This window comes from Streptomyces sp. NPDC111802 (assembly GCF_055634335.1).
Genome location: NZ_JBVKCZ010000013.1, coordinates 209,282 through 228,631, shown reverse-complemented (window position 1 = coordinate 228,631; position 19,350 = coordinate 209,282). Strand labels below are relative to the sequence as shown.

The following is a 19,350-nucleotide window of genomic DNA, read 5'->3' as shown; positions in this document are numbered from 1 at the left end:
TCGGTCTTGCGTTTCCGACTCTATCAGATCCTTTTCCGATCCGATTTCCTCGGTGCTTTCCAGGTTCCCGCTCTCGCGTTTCCCTTTCCGGCGGTCCCGACTTTATCAGATCCTTTCGGGCCTGACCCCCAGTCAGCGGGGCTTGTCCTCGCGGCCGTTGGGCCGTTCCGACGTCTCAAACCTTAGCGGATCCTCTCGGCGATTCCCAATCGGGCTGCCGAGCCCCAATTCGAATTGAATTCGGGCATGCCGAAATCAACCCGGTTGGGAGATCGTGCTGGTGGTTTGGGTTGCCGCTCTCGCGGCGGGAGTTGCTGTCGCAGAACCGTTACGGCTCGGCGGCAACCCGAAGAACTTTACGGATCGGGGAAGGGGCTGTCAAGCACCCTCTGTCAAGATCTTTTCCCGAGGCGCCTGAGCTTGCGTCAGTCCAGATCGCTGAGGCGCCCGCCGGCGTCCGGCTGGGCGTGTTCCACCCTACGGAGCAGGCGGGTGAGGACATCGCCGAGGGTGGTGCGCTCTGTCGGCGAGAGGTCCTGGAGCAGGTCCTCCTCGAAGACCGACGCGAGCCGCATCGCCTCGAGCCACTTCTCGCGGCCCCCAGCGGTCAGCTCCACGATCACGCGGACGCGGTTGGACTCGTCGCGCTCCCGGGTCACCAGACCCTCGGCGACCATCCGGTCGATGCGGTGGGTCATGGCGGCCGGGGTGAGACCGAGGCGCTTGGCGAGGTCGCTGGGGCCCATGCGGTACGGGGCGCCGGAGAGGACGAGGGCCTTGAGGACTTCCCAGTCGGCGTTGCTGATGCCGAGGGCGGCGGTCTGGCGGCCGTAGGCGACGTTCATGCGTCGGTTCAGGCGGGACAGCGCCGAGACGATCTTCTCGACCTGGGGGTCGAGGTCCTGGAACTCGCGCTGGTAGGCGGCGATCTGTTCCTCGAGTGTCGGTTCGCTGATGCCGGGGTCACCCATGGGCCGAGTATGGCACGGGCTTGCTTGGCGTTGAAGTCCTTCCATGTGTACTCTTTAGCTTCGAAGTTTAGCTTTGAAGTCTTCAGGTCTGCATAAGAGGAGAGGTGAACGTGACCAGGGCGATGGGCGTAGCGATGCGCCGGATCCACGTGGGCAATGCACTCAGCGCGTTCGGGCTCGGTTTCACCGTCCCCTACCTGTACGTCTATGTGGCGCAGGTGCGGGGACTGGGTGCCATGACGGCGGGGCTCGTGCTCGCCGTCTTCGCCGTGGCCGCGCTGGTCGTGCTGCCGTTCGCCGGGCGAGCGATCGTCCGGCGGGGCCCGCTCCCGGTGCTGCTCACCGCCCTGGTCACCGCCGCGCTCGGCGCACTGAGCCTGGGGCTCGCGGGGAATGCGGCGGCCGTACTGCTGTCGGCGGTGGCGCTCGGGGCGGGGCAGGCCGTGATGCAGCCGGCGCTCGCGACGATGATCGTTGACTGCTCGACCACGGAGACCCGGTCGCGGGCGTTCGCGATGCAGTTCTTTCTGCAGAACCTCGGGCTCGGGGTCGGCGGGCTGATCGGTGGGCATCTCGTGGACGCCTCGAGTGTCTCGTCGTTCACTCTGCTGTTCGCGATCGAGGCGGCGATGTTCCTGCTGCTCGTCGTGGTGATGTCGACGGTGCGGGTGCCGCATGCGCCGCGGATGGACGGGGCGCCGGGGGAGATTTCGGCGAAGGGGAGCTGGAAGCAGCTGCTCGGGAACCGGGCGATGGTGCAGCTGTGTGTGCTGGGCTTTGTGCTGTTCTTCGCCTGCTACGGGCAGTTCGAGTCGGGGCTCAGTGCGTACGGGGTCGAGGCCGCCGGGGTCTCCACCTCGGGGCTGGGGACCGCGCTGGCCGCGAACACCGCGATGATCGTGGTGGCGCAGTTCGCCGTGCTGCGGTTCGTGGAGCGGCGGAGGCGGACTCGGGTGATCGCGGCCGTGGGGTTGATCTGGGCCGTGGCTTGGGTTGCGGCGGGGTACGCCGGGCTGGGGCACGGGAGTCAGGAGATGGCCACGGCGGCCTTCATCTCCACTTATGCGCTGTTCGGGCTGGGTGAGGCGATGTTGTCGCCCACCGTTGCTCCGCTGGTGGCGGATCTGGCGCCGAGTGGGATGGCTGGGCAGTACAACTCCGCGTTCGCCCTGGTGAAGCAGTTGGCGTTGGCTGTTGGGCCGGCTGTGGGTGGGCCCATGGGGGCGTCGCTGCATGGGCCGTATGTCGTGATGTTTCTGCTGTTCTCGCTGGGGATCACGTATCTCGCGTTGCGGTTGGGGCGGCAGCTCAGTGCGGTGCAGGATCGGCCGTGGGTGGGGAGGAGTCGGGTGGTGGCGCAGGGGGCGGCCACGGGTGCGGGGCAGTCTCAGGCGCGCGCCTGAGTTTTCGCCCCGCCACCGGCGCTGAAGGGCCTCGTCCTCAAACGCCGGACGGGCTGGAGGGTGCCGGTCGGCGCTGAGAGGCGGCCGGGTGCTTCAGTGGCCCGTTCCCTTCGGTAGTGCGAACTCGCACCACACCGCCTTGCCGCCTCCGGGGGTTCTGCGTGAGCCCCATGCGGAGGCGATCGTGGCGACGATGGCGATTCCTCGGCCCGATTCGTCGGCCGGTTCGGCTCGGCGGCGGCGTGGGAGATGGTCGTCGCCGTCGGTGACCTCGACGATCAGGCGGCGATCGGTGCGGCGGAGGCGCAGGCGCATGGGTGGGGTGCCGTGCTGGAGGGAGTTGGCGACCAGTTCGCTGGTCGCCAGGACGCCCAGGTCGTGCAGGTCTGTGGGGAAGCGCCAGCTCGTCAGGACGCCTGAGGCGAAGGCACGCGCGCGTGGGGCCGCCTCCACGCCGCCGAGGAGCTCCAGGGCGGCGTTGCGGAAGAGGTCGCTGTCGGGGCCCGTGCGGGCCGGGTGCTGGAGGACCAGGACCGCGACGTCGTCGTCGTGGTCCGCGGTGACGCCCGCGCTGCGGACCAGGCGGTCGCAGATGACCTGGGGCGTGCCGGTCGCGCCGGCCAGGGCGCGTTCGAGGGAGGCGATTCCCTCGTCCAGGTCCTCGTCCCGGCGTTCCACCAGGCCGTCGGTGTACAGGACCGCCGTGGAACCGGGGCTCAGGGCGATGGAGCCGGACGCGTGAATCCAGCCGCCGGTGCCGAGGGGCGGGCCGGTGGGTTCGTCGGCGCGTTGGACGTCGCCGTTCTCGTCTCGGACCAGGATCGGGAGGTGGCCGGCGGAGGCGTACACCAGGCGGCCCTCGTTCGGGTCGTGGACGGCGTAGACGCAGGTGGCGATCTGGTTGGCGTCGATCTCCGTGGCCAGGCCGTCGAGGAGTTGCAGTACCTCGTGCGGGGGGAGGTCCAGGCGGGCGTAGGCCCTCACCGCCGTACGGAGTTGGCCCATCACCGCCGCCGCGCGTACTCCTCTGCCCATGACGTCGCCGATGACCAGGGCCGTGCGGCCGCCGCCGAGGGTGATCACGTCGTACCAGTCGCCGCCGACCGCGGCCTCGGTGCCGCCGGGGTGGTAGGTGGCGGCGATGCGCAGGTCGTCCGGTTCTTCGAGCTCCTGGGGGAGGAGGGAGCGCTGGAGGGTGACGGCCGTTTCGCGCTGGCGGCGTTCGCTTGCGCGCAGGCGTTCGGCCGCTTCCGCGTGGTCGGTGACGTCGGTGGCGAAGACGAGGACCCCGCCGTCGCCCTCGGCCACGGGGCTGCAGGTGAAGGTGTAGGAGCGGCCGTCGGGGGTCTTGCGGGACTTGAGGGTGCGGGGCTTGCCGCTGCGCAGGACCTGGTCCAGGAGGGGGAGCAGGCCCAGTTCGGCCAGTTCGGGCAGGGCCTCGCGGGCCGGTTCCCCCGGGGGGCGTGCGCCGAAGGCGGTCGCGTAGGCGTCGTTGACGTAGGCGAGGCGGTGGTCGGTGCCGTGGACGAGGGCGACCAGGCCCGGGACACGGTCGAGGACCTCGCGGACCGGCAGCTCGTCCACGGCGGGGATCGGACCCGCCCCGTCGGTGAGTTGTTCGACGCGGGCCGCGGGGACGGGGCTCGGGCTCTCTCCCCGGCGGTCCTGGGCGACCGCCGCCGCGGTTTCGGTCCGCGCTGCGGCGCGGCGCTGCGTTCCGGGGAGCCGGGCGCTCCAGCGCGTGAAGTTCACGAATCCTTGCCTCGTGTCGTCGTCTTCGGCCAGCTCCGGACCCGGCCGGAGATCTGAGGGGCGGCGGCACCCCGGGGTTGCGGCGGTGTGGGGAGAGCCTCGTGGGTGGAAGGGCGGGCCGGTGCCCGTCCAGGTTCGTCCAAGGGTCGTCCAGGGTCGGGATCGGTTCGGGATCAGTCTGGCAGTGCGGCCGACCTGGCCGACACCCGTCAGACGCCTGCCCTGTCGATGGAGTTCCTGGGTCCGGTCAGGACGACCCCTTCGTGTCGTCTCCCGGGTTGAGGTGATGCTTTCCACCGGCCGCGAGTTCGAACTCCGCTCGGGGATGTTCGAGTGAACCGAGGGAGACGACCTCCCTCTTGAACAGCCCCGACAGTGTCCATTCGGCCAGGACACGGGCCTTGCGGTTGAAGGTCGGGACCCTGCTGAGGTGGTAGACGCGGTGCATGAACCAGGCAGGGTAGCCCTTCAGCCTGCGCCCGTAGACCTGGGCGACGCCCTTGTGGAAGCCGAGGGAGGCGACCGAGCCCGCGTATTTGTGGGCGTATGTCTCCAGGGGTTCGCCGCGCAGCGCGTGGGCGATGTTGTCGCCGAGCACCTTCGCCTGGCGCAGGGCGTGCTGGGCGTTGGGGGCGCAGTCCGTGCCGGGTTCGCCCGCGGTGACGTCGGGGACGGCGGCGGCGTCTCCCGCGGCCCACGCGTGCGTGGCGCCGTCGATCGTCAGCTCGGGGGTGCACTTCAGCCTGCCGCGCGCATTAAGGGGCAGGTCGGTCGCGGCGAGGATCGGATGGGGTTTGACGCCGGCCGTCCACACGACCGTACGGGTCGGGAAACGGGCGCCGTCGCTGAGGACGGCGACGCGGTCGGCGCAGGACTCCAGGCGGGTGTGCAGACGTACGTCGATGTTGCGGCGGCGCAGCTCGGTGACGGTGTAGCGGCCCATGTCCTCGCCGACCTCGGGCAGGATGCGGTCGGAGGCCTCGACCAGGATCCACCTCATGTCCTCGGGCCGGACGTTGTGGTAGTAGCGCGTGGCGTAGCGGGCCATGTCCTCGAGTTCGCCGAGCGCCTCCACGCCCGCGTAGCCGCCTCCCACGAAGACGAAGGTGAGGGCCGCGTCGCGGATGGCGGGGTCGCGGGTGGAGGAGGCGATGTCCATCTGCTCGATGACGTGGTTGCGCAGTCCGATGGCCTCCTCGACGGTCTTGAAACCGATGCCGTGCTCGGCGAGGCCGGGGACGGGGAGGGCGCGCGAGATGGAGCCGGGGGCGAGGACGAGTTCGTCGTACGACAGCTTCTCGGTGCCCGTGCCCTCCTCCTCCGTGGCGAGGGTGGCCAGCGTCGCGGTGCGCCCGGCGTGGTCGATGGCGGTGGCCTCGCCGATGATGACCCGACACCGGGGCAGGACGCGGCGCAGCGGTACGACCACATGGCGCGGGGAGATGGAGCCGGCCGCCGCTTCGGGGAGGAACGGCTGATACGTCATGTACGGGTCGGGAGTGACGACGGTGATCTCGGCCTCGCCCCGTTCGAGTTCCGGTTTGAGCCTCCGCTGCAGACGCAGGGCCGTGTACATCCCGACGTAGCCGCCGCCGACAACGAGAATGCGCGCACGTTCCTTCACCATCCCATGACGCACCCGACGCTTGCGTTTGTCCACAGGCTCGACAATTTGTGTGACCGGAGGCCGACGGCGCCGCGATTTGGCCGAATTGCCGGAGTGCGCAGAAACGGCGCAGGTCAAAGGGTGTGCGCCGGGGGATCGCGGGTGGCGCAATCCGGACCTAAACGACCCGTACTCCGATCGAGGGGCGCTCCGTGCGGAACCTGCCCCTTCTGAATTGACTCCCGCTCAACTATGTTCGTGTGTCGACGGGGTGTAGGGGGATGCGCTCTTCGGTTCCGCGAGTCGCACTGACCGGACTCGTGGTCCGGGCTTGTTCCGCGACGCTCCGGCTTTGCATTGACGGGGAGAGTCTCCGGGGGGAGACGTCATTACCGGGGGATCGCTTATGCATGTTCAGGATTCTCGATGGTCTTCTGCGTCCGCCATCGCACCGGGCGGCGCGATGGGCGGCACGATGAGCGCGGCTGCGAGCAACGGACGCGGGAACAGCTCGCGTACGACGCCGCTGCGCGTGGACGCACAGCGCAATCTGGAGCACGTGCTGCGTGCGGCGCGTGAGGTCTTCGGCGAGCTGGGGTACGGCGCGCCGATGGAGGACGTGGCGCGGCGCGCGCGGGTCGGCGTCGGCACCGTGTACCGGCGCTTCCCGAGCAAGGACGTCCTGGTGCGGCGGATAGCCGAGGAGGAGACCTCCCGGCTGACCGACCAGGCGCGTGCGGCGCTCGGCCAGGAGGACGAGCCGTGGTCGGCGCTCTCGCGCTTCCTGCGCACATCGGTGGCCTCGGGCGCGGGCCGGCTGCTGCCGCCGCAGGTGCTGCGGGTCGGAGTCGCCGAGGACGGCGCCGGATTCGACGAGGCGCGGGTGCCGCAGCAGCGGATGCAGCCGGGCGCCGGTGAGCTGCGGTTGGTGCCCGAGCATCCGCCGGCGGCCGCGACCGACCCGGTGGAGGACGCGGGCGCGGCGCTGCTCGACGTGGTGGGTCAGCTCGTGGAGCGGGCGCGCGCGGCGGGTGAGCTGCGGGCCGACGTCTCGGTGTCGGACGTGCTGCTGGTGATCGCGACGGCGGCGCCCTCGCTGCCGGACCCGGCACAGCAGGCGGCGGCCTCGGCTCGGTTGCTGGACATCCTGCTGGAGGGGTTGCGGTCGCGGCCTCAGGCGTGAGTCGACCGTGACACCGAAGGGGTGACGGTGACGTATGGGCGGCGGGTGAGGTGACCGAGAGGCGGGGGTGCCGCGCCACCTCGCCTCGCCTCACCTCGCCTCGCCTTGCGTCGCCTTGCGTCGCCTTGCGTCGAACATCGTCGCGGAACATGCCCGGCATTTCGGGCTTGACGTCGAACCCCCGCCCGGCGAGGGCTGATTGAGCTTTCCCCTGCGGGCGGGGCCAGTACTGAGTCGCGGGAAGTCCCCACGGACGAGTGGATGTCCCTACGCGTGGGTCCTGACCAAAAGCCAATGTGGCACCCTGACCCGGTGTCCGGGACTGGTGGAGCTGGCGGCGGGGGCTTTCCGCAATGAGCGTTGACGGGTGGGACGAGTCGCGCGGTGACGATGGTCCGGCGGCTCCGCAGGTGCCGAGTCAGGGCGGACGCGCGGACCTGCCGCCGGGCGGTGACCCGTCCGGGACCCCGTCTCAGGGCCGTGCCGCGGGCGGCGCGGAGGGCAGCGTCCCGGCACAGCGCGACCGGCGCGAGGACGGCGTACTGCCGCCCGCGCGCGAGCTGCCGCCGTCGGACGTCGATCTGATCGGCCGGATGCGCTCCGGCGACGACAGTGCCTACGAGGAGCTGTACCGGCGCCACGCGGAGGCGGTGCGCCGGTACGCGCGCACCTGCTGCCGCGACACCCACACCGCGGACGACCTCACCGCCGAGGTCTTCGCCCGCATGCTCCAGGCCGTACGCGGCGGTTCCGGTCCCGAGCACGCCGTACGCGCCTATCTGCTCACCTCGATCCGGCGGGCCGCCGCGGACTGGACGAAGTCGGCGCGACGGGAGCAACTGGTCGACGACTTCGCGGTGTTCGCCGCACAGTCCACGCGGGTGTCCGAGGGGTCCGACGACACCGCGTCCGTCGGCTCCTTCGGAGCGGGTCTCGACCTCGGCGCGGATGTGCGGGCGATGCACGAGGCCGAGCAGTCCATGGCCATGCAGGCCTTCCGGTCACTGCCGGAGCGCTGGCAGGCCGTGCTGTGGCACACCGAGGTCGAGGACGAGTCGCCCAGCGAGGTCGCCACGCTCTTCGGGCTGGACGCCAACGGCACGCGCGTGCTCGCCAGCCGCGCCCGCGAGGGCCTCAAGCAGGCCTACCTCCAGGCCCATGTCAGCGCCAGCCTCGCCGGCGACGAGGAGTGCGCCCGCTACGCCGACCGGCTCGGCGCCTACGCCCGCGGCAGCCTGCGTACCCGCGCCGAACGAGGCCTGCGCAAGCACCTGGACGAGTGCGCCAAGTGCCGGCTGGCCGCGGGCCAGATCAAGGAAGTCGCCGGCGGTATCCCCGCCGTCGTCCCGGTCGCGGTCATCGGCTGGTTCGGTGCCGCCGGGTACGCCAAGGCGGCCGGGCTCATCGCCGGCGGCGCCGGGGCGGGTGCCGCCGGGGCGGCCGCCGCGGCGAGCGGCGGTTCGTCGAGTGGTGCCGCGGGCGGGGCCGCGGCGGGCGGAAGTTCGTCCGGCGGGGCGGGCGCCGGGGGCGGTGCGGCGGCCTCCGAGGGGCTGGGCGCGCCCCTGAAGGCCGGTATCGCGGCCGGTGTGGTCGCTGTGGGCGTCGCGGCGGCGATCGTGCTCGCGCTGGCCGGCAACGACCAGCCCGCCCCGAAGACGGACGCGAAGCAGCCCCCCGTCCCCTCCCCCATCGTCGAGGAGACACCGACCCCGCGGCCGCCGAAGCAGGAGCCGACCCCGCAGCCACCGGCGCCCGTCCCGGCCGTGGAGCCCGAGTCGACCCCCACACCGACACCGACACCGACGCCGCCCTCTACGCCCACCCCCGCCCCCACGCGCACGCCCAGCCCGGCGCCCACGCCTTCGGCGACGCCTACTGCGCCCCCCGCCCCGACACCGACGCCCACACCCACGCCGACACCGACGCCCCCACCCGCCCCGGCCGACTACCAGTGGAGCGAGCTGTCGTACGACCTCTCCGGCGACGGCACCGAGCCCGAGATGCGGCTGTATCAGAGCAGTTGGGTGTGGCAGCGAAACGATGTGTCGATCGCCGGCAAGCAGTACGCACACGGCGTCACCGTGCACGGCCGGTCCTCCGTCACCATCGACCTCAACCGCGAGTGCTCCGCCTATCGCGCGCTGGTCGGCGTCGACGACTCGAACCTGGGGCTCGGCCGGTTCTCCTTCTCGGTCTACGCCGACGGCGTCCGGCTGTGGCGGTCCGCGGTCGTCAATGCCGGGGACGCGGCGGTGCCCGTCCAGGTGAACCTCACCGGGCGCGAGACCGTCCGTCTGGTGGTCGAGCCGCGCGGCACCCTCAACAACCTGCTGCTGGCGGACTGGGCGGAGTCGAAGTTCAGCTGCCGGTAGGGACGTTCGAACGGTCCGCTGCCGATCGGGCGGGCCGTTCCGCCGTGCTTACGGGCTTACGGCGTCCGCTCGGCGGGGTGGTGAAGGCCGCGGACGGCCTCGGCGAGTTCGTGCACCACGTCGTCGTGGGTGAGGGCGCCGCCGCCGGTGTGCGCGGCCGTGAAGCGCTCGGCGCCCAGCGCCGCACGGGCTTCGACCTCGGCCCGCTCGGCGTGTGCGCGCTCCGGCAGACGGCGCGGGTGGCCTCGCCGCCAGTGCTCCGAGGCGGCGAGCAGACGGGCCGCGCGCTTATGGTCGCCGAGCCGGGTCAGCAGATCCGCCGCGGCGTCCGTGAGGGTCGCCGTGATCACTTCGGCGCACCGGTTCTCCACGGCCATGCGCAAGGTGTCGGCCAGGAGGGGCAGTCCGTGCTCCGGGCTCGACTCGACCGTCACGACCAGGGCCTCCACCGTGTGCAGCATCACGATGAACTGGGGCGGCACCGTGGCCCGCTCGGTCTCCGCGCGGACCGCCTCACACAGCTCACGCGCGCGTGCGGTGTCCTTGTCGTCCAGCGCCAGCTGCGCCCGCATCAGCAGCACGAACGCCCGTGAGTCCGCCACGCCGTACCGGTCGGCCGCGGCGCCCGCCTCGTCCAGCGCGGTCAGAGCGGCTTCGCGGTCACCCGAGCGATAGGCGATCTCGGCGAGCCGGGCGACGAGGAAGGGCGTCTCGGCGTACGCGCCCACCTCGTGGGCGAGGCGCAGCGCCTCCTCGTACTCCTCCTCGGCCTCCTCGTAGCGGCCCCGTGACATCGCCGCCTCGCCCGCCGCGCTGCACACCTGGGCCCGCACCCAGCGGTCGCCGGCCCGGCGGCTGAGGATCCGCAACTCCGCGAGGTCGTCGTCCACGCCCGCCAGGTCGCCCGGTGCGTCGACGAGCATGTGCGTGCGGAACTTCAGGAGGCAGCCGACCGCCCAGTCGCCCCCGTGCGCACGGCAGTTGGCCAAGGCGGCGTCCATGACAGCCGCGGTGTTCGCCGTATCGCCCAGGATGTAGTGGGTCAACGGCCAGGCCAGGCCCGGCATACGGGCCGCGTCGGGGCCGCCGCGCGCGAAGTGGGCCCGCACCCGGTCGATGTACCGCCTCCATCGCTCGTCCTGCCAATGCTCCGCCGGCTCGAACTCGATCGCGAGGAAGAGATGCTGCATACGAAGGCTCATCCGGGCCGCGTGCCGTGGGTGCCGGGCTTCCGCCTCCGGGGAGGCGAGGAAGGCGTCCACCGGGTCGGCGGCGGGCGGGGCACCGGAGCCTGTGGCGTCCAGGGCAGCGCACAGGCGCAGCACGCGCTCGGCCCAGGCCGCGCCCTCGACACGGTAGTTGCGCAGCCACCAGAACCAGCCCATGGCCAGGGTGATGGCCGTGGCGTCCGCTTCGTCGCCCGCTGTCAGGGCGCGGTCGAGGGCCGCGCGGATGTTGTCCAGCTCGGTCTCCAGGCGGGAGATCCAAGGGAGTTGAGCGGCGGAACGCAGTAGCGAGTCGGCCTCCACCACGAGTGCGCGGATCCACGCGCGGTGTCGGCGCTCGGCCGTGAGCCGCTGCTCGGGGACCTCGGCGGCGCGCTCGACGGCGTACTCGTGGATGGTCTCCAGCATGCGGTAACGCATGCCGTCGGTACCTTCGGTGCTGACGGTGCCGTTGGTGCCGTCCCGGTCGTACGGGGTGGCCGCGATCAGGGACTTGTCGACGAGCGCGCCGAGGATGTCCGCGACCGGCGCCGTGCACACCGCTTCCGCCGCCGTGAGGTCCCAGCCGCCCGCGAAGACGGACACCTCGCACAGCACCGTGCGCTCCCGCTCGTCGAGCAGTTCCCAGGACCAGTCGACGACGGCGCGCAGGGTCTGCTGGCGGGGCAGGACCGTACGGCTTCCGGAGGTGAGGAGGCGGAAGCGGTCGTCGAGGCGGTCGGCGATCTGCCGGGGGGTGAGCAGCCGTAGCCGGGCCGCCGCCAGCTCGATGGCGAGCGGCAGTCCGTCGAGACGGCGGCAGATCTCCTCGACGGCCTCCTGGTCGCGGCCGTCGCGCAGCGCGGCGGCGTCGGGGCGGACGGCCGCCGCTCGGTCCGCGAAGAGGCGGTGCGCCTGATCGGGGAGCAGGGGCTCGACCGGGCGTACCGACTCACCGGGGACGCCCAGGGGTTCACGGCTGGTGGCGAGGATCGTGAGGCCCGGGCAGTGGGTGAGGAGGGTCTCGGCGAGGGTGGCGGTGGCGCCGATGACATGTTCGCAGTTGTCAAGGATCAGGAGTTGGCTGCGCGGGGCGCAGTACTCGATCAGCAGGGCGAGCGGGTCGTCCTGCGGGGTCGTCAGCTCGTTGGTCATGAGCACGGTCTCGCGCAGACCGAGCGCGTTGACCACCGCGCCTGGCACCGCCTCCGGCCGGTCGAGCGGGGCGAGCTCGACGAGCCATGCCTGGGGGAGGCCGGCGGCGGCTTCCTCGGCGAGGCGGGTCTTTCCAGAGCCGCCCGGTCCGGTGAGCGTTACCAGTCGGGCCCTGTGCAATTCGGAACGGATGGCGTCGAGTTCGAGTTCCCGGCCCACGAAAGAGGTAAGGCGGGGACGGAGGTTGCCGGTGCGTTCGGGGTACGGGGGCGATGGACTGGGCTTGGGCTGGTTGTGCCCCGGGGTGTTCTCCGTCTTGTGCTCAGGTGCCGTCGGTTTCAGCAGTTCCGTGTGCAGGGCGCGGAGTTCTAGGCCGGGGTCGGTGCCCAGGCCGTCGGCCAGGGCGCGGCGGGCCGTCTCGTACGCGGCCAGGGCGTCGGCGGGGCGGGCCGTGTCGCGCAGGGCTCGGATGAGGAGGGCGTGCAGCGGTTCGTCGTACGGGTGCGCTGTGGTCAGTTCCTTGAGTTCGGGTACGGCGTTGTGGGCGCGGCCGAGCCGTAGGTGCGCCTCGATACGGGCTCGGGTCGCCTCCAGGCGCAGGGCCTCCGGGCGGGTGGCGGCGGTGCGGTCGGGGAGGTCGGTCAGGGCCGGGCCGCGCCACAGGGCGAGGGCGGTGGTGAGGGTCCGGGCGGCGGTGTCCGGGTCGTTTCGGGCGAGGGCTGAGGTGCCTTCGTGTACGAGGCGTTCGAAGACGAAGAGGTCTACGTCGTCCTTTGTCGCCGTGAGCCGATAGCCGCCGGGGGCGGAGGTGACGGTGTCCCTGCCGAGGGTGCGGCGCAGGCGGGCGATCAGGGCCTGGAGGGCGGCGGGGGCGTCCTGGGGCGGGGCCTCGGCCCAGATCTCGTCGATCAGGGTGTGGGGGGTGGTGAGGTGGCCGGGGCGTAGGGCGAGGGCTGTGAGCAGGGCGCGCAGGCGGGGGCCGCCGACGGGTATGACGGTGCCCTGGTCGTTCTCTGCCTGGGTGACGCCCAGGATTCTGTACCGCACCGGGTCATTGTCGCGGGGGTGGGTGGTGGGGGCGCGGGGTTTTGTCGGCGTGGGGGGTTGTGGGGGCGGTGGTTGGGCGGGTGCGGGTTGGGAGGGTGCGGGTTGGGAGGGTGCGGGTTGGGAGGGTGCGGGTTGGGAGGGTTTTCGCCCCCGCCGCCCCTACCCGTCCCATCCTGAAGGGGCTCCGCCCCTTCGACCCCGCCAAGGGGCTCCGCCCCCTGGACCCCCAATCGGCCCCGAAAGGGCCTCGTCCTCAAACGCCGGACGGGCTGGGGGGTGTGAAGCCCCCAGCGGGTGGGCGGGGGCCAGGGGCGGTGTGGCCTCGCCCACCCACGCCGGACCGGCTGAAGGGTGCGAAGCCCCAACGGGTGCGCGCGGGCCACGAGTGGTGCGGCCTCGCCCCCCCCAACGCCGGACCGACTGAGGGGTGTGAAGCCCCCAGCGCGTGCGCGCGAGCCAGGGGCGGTGTGACCTCGCCCTCCCACGCCGGACCAGCTGAGGGGTGTGAAGCCCCCAGCAGGTGCGCGCGGGCCACGGGTGGTGTCGTCTCGCCCTCCCACACCGGACCGGCTGAGATGCGCCGACCGGCGTTCAGAGGGCTGCCGGCAAGGAGAGTGAGCAGCCCGGCGCGGTGAGTGACGGCTAAGGGCGCCGCGCCCCCGCGCCCGCCCCCAGCGCCCCCCGCTGCGGCGTGATCCCCGCCGGTACCGCCCGTTGGCGCGCGGGTGTTCCCGTCCAGCAGGTGCCTCGGCGGGCCAGGAGGCGGACCAGCCAGAGTTCTAGGGAGACCAGGTCGGCCAGGCCGTCCAGGGGGAGCGGTTCGCCCTGCGAGGCCGCGCGGAGGGCTTTGCGGACCACTCTGGCCTCCACCAGGCCCGCCTGGGCGAGGAGGGGGGTGCCGAACAGGGCCATCAGGGGATCGGTGGCCACCCTCAGTCCCGTTCGTGCCGCGGCCGCGGCCGGCGCGTGGGACGGGGCGCCCCAGCCGGGCGGGAGGTCGGTCACGCCGGCGCCCTCCAGGACCGTACGGAGGATCGCGGCGCGGGCACCGGGCTGGACGCGCAGGGCTTCCGGAAGGGCTCGGCAGGCGCGGACGACCTGGTTGTCGAGGAAGGGGGTGTGCAGGCGTTGGGAGCGGATTTCGGCGGCCTGCTCCAGGATGCGGATGTCCGCGGCGTGGCGGGCCAGGGCCGCACGCGCGCGGTAGTCGCCGGGGCGTTGGCCGGGGCCGACGCCGTTGCGGCTCGTCGCCGTCTGCAGGCGAACCGATACTTCAGCCAGTGCCTCGCCCGTCAGCCAGCGTGCCGCCGGGCCCGGTCTGGCCCAGGTGAGCGCCGCGAGCGACGCCCCCACGGCACCTCCGGGTTCGTCGAAGCGGCGGTCCATCAGACGGGCGGCCAGGGACTCCAGACCGGTGCGGTACGGCGTGCGGGCCAGCTTGCGTGCCGCGCCGTACACGCGCGCGGGGACCAGCACCGAGCCGTCCGCCTTCGCCAGGGCCGCGACCGGGCGGACCAGATGGCGCCGTTTACGGTCCATCAGGAGGTCCGCGAGGCGCGCCGGGTGGGCGTCCAGGACCTGGCGGGCGCCGTAGCCCGTGAAGTGGTCCGCGCTGCCGGATGCCAGGCGTGCGCGGTGCCTCGCCGCGATCACCAGGCTCGGGGCCGGCTCGTCCGTCAGCGGGCCGTCCAAATCGGCGTACGGCAGTGTCTCCTCGCCGCCGGTCACCACCACGTGGTGCAGGCGCGGGTTGGCCGCCAGGGCGCCGGCGCGTTCCAGCTCGGCCTCGCGGCCGCCTACCGCCAGATCGTTGAAGGTGACCGCCAGAAGGCGTTCCCCCGCGCCCGTACCGTGTCCCAGCACCGTGCCCGGCATGCCGGGGAGGCCCGCGGCGAGGAGAGCCAGGGTGCCCGACGCGGGGCCCCCGGACAGGTCCGCGCCGATGCCCGGAACCGGCATCCCGCGCGCGGCCCGCCGCTCGGCCGGCCCCATCCCCGGCACCGGGCCGGGGTCGATGTCGGGGACGTGGCGGGGCGCGGACAGACGCGCGCGTACCGCCTCCACCAGCGCGTCGCGCACCGCGTCCACCGCGCTGTCCGGGTCGGCGGTCGGCGCCGCCACCGCCAGCGAGGCGACCGGCTCGTACCCGGCGATCTCACGCGCCCCGGCGCGCAGGATCAGCGCATGCCCCGGCGGAATGCGCCGTACGCCGTCGTACGGGGTGGAGTCGTGCAGGGCCGCCGGTACGTCGGGGGCGGCGAGCAGCGCGGCGAGGTGCCCGAAGTCGAGGTTGGCCTCGATGAGGTCGGCGAGGGGGAGCGCGGCGGTCGCATACGCCGTACCGGCCGCCCAGGGGGTGTAGAACACCGGCCGTGCGCCCGCCAGATCGCCGCACACGGTGATCCTGCGGCCGACCTGGACGACGGCCGTGTAGCTGCCGGACCAGGCCGTCAGATGCCGAAGTGCCCCTCCGCGCGCGGCGAACAGACCGAGGCGCAGCTGTTCGTCGCTCGCGCCGCAGGTGCCGAGGACCGCGATCCGGTTCTGTGCGTCGGCCTTGATCACCCGCACCTCGTCAGGGCGCCAGTCGCCGACCGCCCACAGCGGATCGGGGTCGCCCCACACGAGTTGGGACCCCACCGGGTGCACGGTCTCGCCGTCGCTGCCGGTGGCCCCCGCGGAGCCGATTTGGGCGGCAACCGCGGCGGTGCTGCTCCATCCCACCAACCACCGCATGGACGCCTCCACAGGCTGTGGACAACCAGTGCACCGTACGAACCGGTCACCATGCTGCCATGAAGGACGCGCACCGGAGGGGCGGCGGAGCCGCTCGGGGTCGGGCAATCACGCCCGCGCGGTCGCCCTCGCGGCGCGGCGGGCGGGCACCGAACACCCGGACAGGACAAGGAGATCAACGCCTGCGGAGCGAAGAGATCCAGGCACCCGGTCAGGGTGGCGAAAGGACGTCCGCGGCGCGAATGCGCCCCCGAAGCGCTCCCCAAAAACTCCCTTCGCGCCCTCAAGTCCCGTGGTAGGAGCGGCAATCACCCGTGAAGGGCGGGGTCGATTTTCGGCCAAATCAGCGTCGTAGGGACAGGCTCGCGCACGCTCCGTGCAAGCCCTCCGCACTACTCGCCGTGCTCATCGCGTGCGCAGTCCGGGGAACGGAGTGCGCCCCCCGGACCGTTCCGCCGCCCGCGGGGATGTAGGCGGCGGAATCCCCCAGCCCACTGGATCCAGTACAGCGGGCCGACCCACGCAGAAGCCATGGAACCGCTCCCCCGGTGGCCGGAGAAGAGCGCACGGACGGGCGCACAGCCACACAGCGGGAGCACATCACAACTGTGCGTAGGGGGTGCGCACTTGAGTACGGACCACAATCCCGCCAACCGGAACAATGCCCCTTAACGCTTGGGATCCGGCGAACTACGCTGGGTTTACGAATGCCGCATGGTTATGCCAGCGCGGCAGCCGTCTGTGTCGAGGGGTGGCGCATGTCCAGGGAGCAACGCGGGCCGAACGAAAAACTCGGCACCGTTCTCGCCCTCGCGGGAATCAGCAACGCAGGACTCGCTCGACGCGTCAACGACCTTGGCGCTCAACGGGGACTGACTCTTCGCTACGACAAGACCTCGGTGGCGCGCTGGGTGTCGAAAGGCATGGTGCCGCAGGGTGCCGCGCCGCACCTCATCGCCGCCGCGATCGGCCAGAAGCTGGGCCGCCCGGTGCCGCTCCACGAGATCGGCCTGGCGGACGCGGACCCCGCACCCGAAGTGGGCCTCGCCTTCCCCCGGGACGTCGGACAGGCGGTGAAGTCGGCGACGGAGCTGTACCGTCTCGACCTCGCCGGACGCCGTGCCGGCTCCGGCGGCATCTGGCAGTCGCTGGCCGGTTCATTCGCGGTAAGCGCATACGCAACGCCTGCCTCACGGTGGCTGATAACCCCGGCCGACAGTTCGGTGGCGCGCGAGGTGAACTCCGCGGAGGACTCCGGCGCACCGCTCAAAGTCGGCCACAGCGATGTGCAGAAGCTGCGGGAGGCCGCCGAGGACGCCAGGCGCTGGGACTCCAAGTACGGAGGCGGCGACTGGCGTTCGTCCATGGTGCCCGAGTGCCTGCGAGTGGAGGCGGCACCACTGCTGCTCGGCTCGTACTCCGACGAGGTGGGCCGGGCGCTGTTCGGGGCGAGCGCCGAACTCACCCGGCTCGCCGGCTGGATGGCCTTCGACACCGGGCAGCAGGAGGCCGCGCAGCGGTACTACATCCAGGCGCTACGGCTCGCGCGCGCTGCAGCCGACGTACCCCTGGGCGGGTACGTCCTGGCGTCGATGTCGCTCCAGGCGACCTACCGGGGCTTCGGCGACGAGGGCGTCGACCTCGCGCAGGCCGCGCTGGAGCGCAACCGTGGCCTCGCCACGGCCCGCACCATGAGCTTCTTCCGCCTGGTCGAGGCACGCGCGCACGCGCGCGCTGGTGACGCGCAGGCGGCCGGCGCCGCCCTGAAGGCGGCGGAGGGCTGGCTGGAGCGGTCCCGGGAGGGCGACCACGACCCGTCCTGGCTCGGCTTCTACTCCTACGACCGCTTCGCCGCGGACGCCGCGGAGTGCTACCGGGACCTCAAGGCGCCGCGCCAGGTACGGCGGTTCACCGAGCAGGCGCTGTCGAAGCCGACGGAGGAGTTCGTACGCTCGCACGGGCTGCGCCTCGTCGTCTCGGCGGTCGCCGAACTGGAGTCGGGCAATCTCGACGCCGCATGCGAGCAGGGCGTGCGGGCGGTGGAGGTCGCGGGGCGGATATCGTCCGCGCGCACCACGGAGTACGTGAAGGATCTGCTGCACCGCCTGGAGCCGTACGGCGACGAGCCCCGGGTGGTCGAACTGCGGGAGAGGGCGCGGCCGCTGCTCATGGCACCGGCCTGAGCGTGCCCTCCCCCGCGCACGGTGCGCGGCGGCCCGGCGGACCCGGGCCGCCGCCGACTCCGTCCTGCCCGCACCGGGCCGCTACGACGCGCTGTCCGTGCGCCCCAAGCAGCGCTCCAGCTCGTCGAGGGCGTAGCAGCACCTGCCCTCGGCGATCGGACGGCAGCCGTCCTTGAAGGCGGCCTCCTGCTCGTCTTCAGGGTGCTCGCGAGCCGCTGCGCATGAACTCGCCATGGCTGGATCACGGCGGACGAGTGGCCGGGTCTCCCGCCCTTGCCGAAGCTTCCCCGTCGGAATCTCCCCGCCGAGGTGCGCGGCTCCCGCACTCCCTTCGGGACGCGGCGGCGCGGAGGGTTTGAGTGCGTTGTCAGTGGCGCAGTGCATTATCGAAACCGGGAGGTGGAGCAGGTGCGGACGCTCGCTTACGACTGTGACGTGCTGGTCATCGGCGGTGGGATCGTCGGGCTGGCCACGGCGTATGCGATCACGCGTGCCGCGCCGGGCACGCGGGTGACCGTGCTGGAGAAGGAGCCGGGCCCCGCCCGGCACCAGACGGGGCGCAACAGCGGGGTCATCCACAGCGGGATCTACTACCGGCCGGGGTCCCTGAAGGCGCGGTACGCGGTGCGGGGTGCCGCCGAGATGGTCAAGTTCTGCGCGGAGTACGGCATCGCGCACGCCGTCACCGGCAAGCTGATCGTCGCGACCGAGCGCGAGGAGCTGCCACGGCTGCACGCACTGGTGCAGCGCGGACGGGAGAACGGCATTCCGGTACGGGAGCTGCGCGCCGCGCAGATCGCGGAGTACGAGCCCGAGGTGCGCGGACTCGCCGCGATACACGTCGGGACGACGGGCGTGTGCGACTTCGTCGGGGTGGCACGGCAGCTGGCCGAGGCGTCGGGGGCGGAGATCCGGTACGGCGCGCGGGTGGACCGGGTCGATCGGCGGCCGGAGCTGGGGGTCGCCGTACGGACGACGCGTGGCGACGTCGTGCGGGGCCGGGTGCTGGTGAACTGTGCCGGGCTGTACTGCGACGACGTGGCCCGGATGACCGGCGACGAGCCGGAGGTGCGGATCGTGCCGTTCCGGGGGGAGTACTACTCGCTGGCGCGACCCGAGCTGGTGCGGGGGCTGGTGTATCCAGTGCCGGATCCGGCGTTTCCGTTCCTCGGCGTGCATCTCACGCGCGGGATCGACGGGGGCGTGCACATCGGGCCGAACGCGGTGCCGGCGCTGGCCCGGGAGGGGTACGGGTGGGGGGTCGTACGGCCGAGGGAGGTCGGGGCGACGGTTTCCTGGCCGGGGGCATGGCGGATGGCTCGGCGGCATTGGCGCTACGGGGCGGGGGAGCTGCGGCGGTCGGTGTCCAAGCGGGCGTTCACGGGGGCGGTGCGGAGGTTGCTGCCCGCGGTGACGGCCGATGATCTGGTGCGGGCGGCCGCGGGGGTGCGGGCGCAGGCCGTTTTGCGGGACGGGGGGCTGGTGGATGACTTTCTGATTCGGGAGGGGCCTCGGGCGGTGCATGTGCTCAATGCGCCGAGTCCCGCGGCCACCGCTTCGCTGCCGATCGGGCGGGAGGTGGCTCGGAGGGCGTTGGCGGTGTTGGAGGGGGTGTGATCAGGCGCCGGTGTGATCGGGCCGGGTGCAGGCACCGGGTTTTGCTCTTCCGGGGGCTGCCGCCCCGGGCCGGGATTGGCTGGACCGGCGCTGAAAGGTGCTGGCCCGCCCGGGGAAGTG

The 19,350-nt window shown here is 72.3% G+C and carries 11 protein-coding genes; 5 read left to right on the top strand and 6 right to left on the bottom strand.

Annotated elements, in window-relative coordinates; all coding sequences use genetic code 11:
* Window positions 1-425: 425 nt before the first annotated feature.
* Entirely contained in the window at window positions 426-971 is a 546-nt protein-coding gene (locus tag ACZ7NC_RS17315) for a MarR family winged helix-turn-helix transcriptional regulator (RefSeq protein WP_471489058.1), read from the bottom strand.
* Window positions 972-1,105: 134 nt separating this feature from the next.
* On the opposite strand from ACZ7NC_RS17315, the gene ACZ7NC_RS17310 reads away from it, so the two are divergent.
* Entirely contained in the window at window positions 1,106-2,374 is a 1,269-nt protein-coding gene (locus ACZ7NC_RS17310) for an MFS transporter (RefSeq protein ID WP_471489083.1), read from the top strand.
* 93 nt (window positions 2,375-2,467) lie between these two features.
* On the opposite strand, the gene ACZ7NC_RS17305 is transcribed toward ACZ7NC_RS17310, so the two are convergent.
* Both ACZ7NC_RS17305 and ACZ7NC_RS17300 read right to left on the bottom strand, forming a co-directional pair.
* Window positions 2,468-4,126, bottom strand: a complete 1,659-nt coding sequence (locus tag ACZ7NC_RS17305) for an ATP-binding SpoIIE family protein phosphatase (protein WP_471489056.1) — start codon at window positions 4,124-4,126, stop codon at window positions 2,468-2,470.
* A 247-nt stretch (window positions 4,127-4,373) separates the two neighbouring features.
* Window positions 4,374-5,753: an NAD(P)/FAD-dependent oxidoreductase gene (locus tag ACZ7NC_RS17300; RefSeq protein ID WP_471489054.1), complete on the bottom strand. Its 1,380-nt coding sequence runs from the start codon at window positions 5,751-5,753 to the stop codon at window positions 4,374-4,376.
* 385 nt (window positions 5,754-6,138) lie between these two features.
* Between ACZ7NC_RS17300 and ACZ7NC_RS17295 the strand changes: the two genes are divergently transcribed.
* Complete coding sequence (locus ACZ7NC_RS17295; RefSeq protein WP_471489052.1) at window positions 6,139-6,915, top strand: TetR/AcrR family transcriptional regulator; 777 nt, start codon at window positions 6,139-6,141, stop codon at window positions 6,913-6,915.
* 353 nt (window positions 6,916-7,268) lie between these two features.
* Entirely contained in the window at window positions 7,269-9,287 is a 2,019-nt protein-coding gene (locus ACZ7NC_RS17290) for a sigma-70 family RNA polymerase sigma factor (protein ID WP_471489050.1), read from the top strand.
* Between the two features lie 56 nt (window positions 9,288-9,343).
* Here ACZ7NC_RS17290 and ACZ7NC_RS17285 read toward each other — a convergent pair whose 3' ends face one another.
* Together ACZ7NC_RS17285 and ACZ7NC_RS17280 are read right to left on the bottom strand one after the other, a co-directional pair.
* Window positions 9,344-12,694: an ATP-binding protein gene (locus ACZ7NC_RS17285; protein WP_471489048.1), complete on the bottom strand. Its 3,351-nt coding sequence runs from the start codon at window positions 12,692-12,694 to the stop codon at window positions 9,344-9,346.
* Between the two features lie 642 nt (window positions 12,695-13,336).
* A complete protein-coding gene (locus ACZ7NC_RS17280; RefSeq protein ID WP_471489046.1) occupies window positions 13,337-15,430 on the bottom strand; it encodes an asparagine synthase-related protein in 2,094 nt (697 codons plus the stop codon).
* A 758-nt stretch (window positions 15,431-16,188) separates the two neighbouring features.
* On the opposite strand from ACZ7NC_RS17280, the gene ACZ7NC_RS17275 reads away from it, so the two are divergent.
* Window positions 16,189-17,613 (top strand): MFS transporter, encoded by a 1,425-nt coding sequence (locus ACZ7NC_RS17275; RefSeq protein ID WP_471489044.1) that lies wholly within the window; start codon window positions 16,189-16,191, stop codon window positions 17,611-17,613.
* A gap of 81 nt (window positions 17,614-17,694) precedes the next feature.
* Here ACZ7NC_RS17275 and ACZ7NC_RS17270 read toward each other — a convergent pair whose 3' ends face one another.
* A complete protein-coding gene (locus tag ACZ7NC_RS17270; RefSeq protein WP_471489042.1) occupies window positions 17,695-17,847 on the bottom strand; it encodes a hypothetical protein in 153 nt (50 codons plus the stop codon).
* Between the two features lie 174 nt (window positions 17,848-18,021).
* Here ACZ7NC_RS17270 and lhgO point away from each other — a divergent pair, with 174 nt between their 5' ends.
* Entirely contained in the window at window positions 18,022-19,230 is a 1,209-nt protein-coding gene (lhgO, locus tag ACZ7NC_RS17265; protein WP_471489040.1) for an L-2-hydroxyglutarate oxidase, read from the top strand.
* Window positions 19,231-19,350 lie beyond the last annotated feature (120 nt).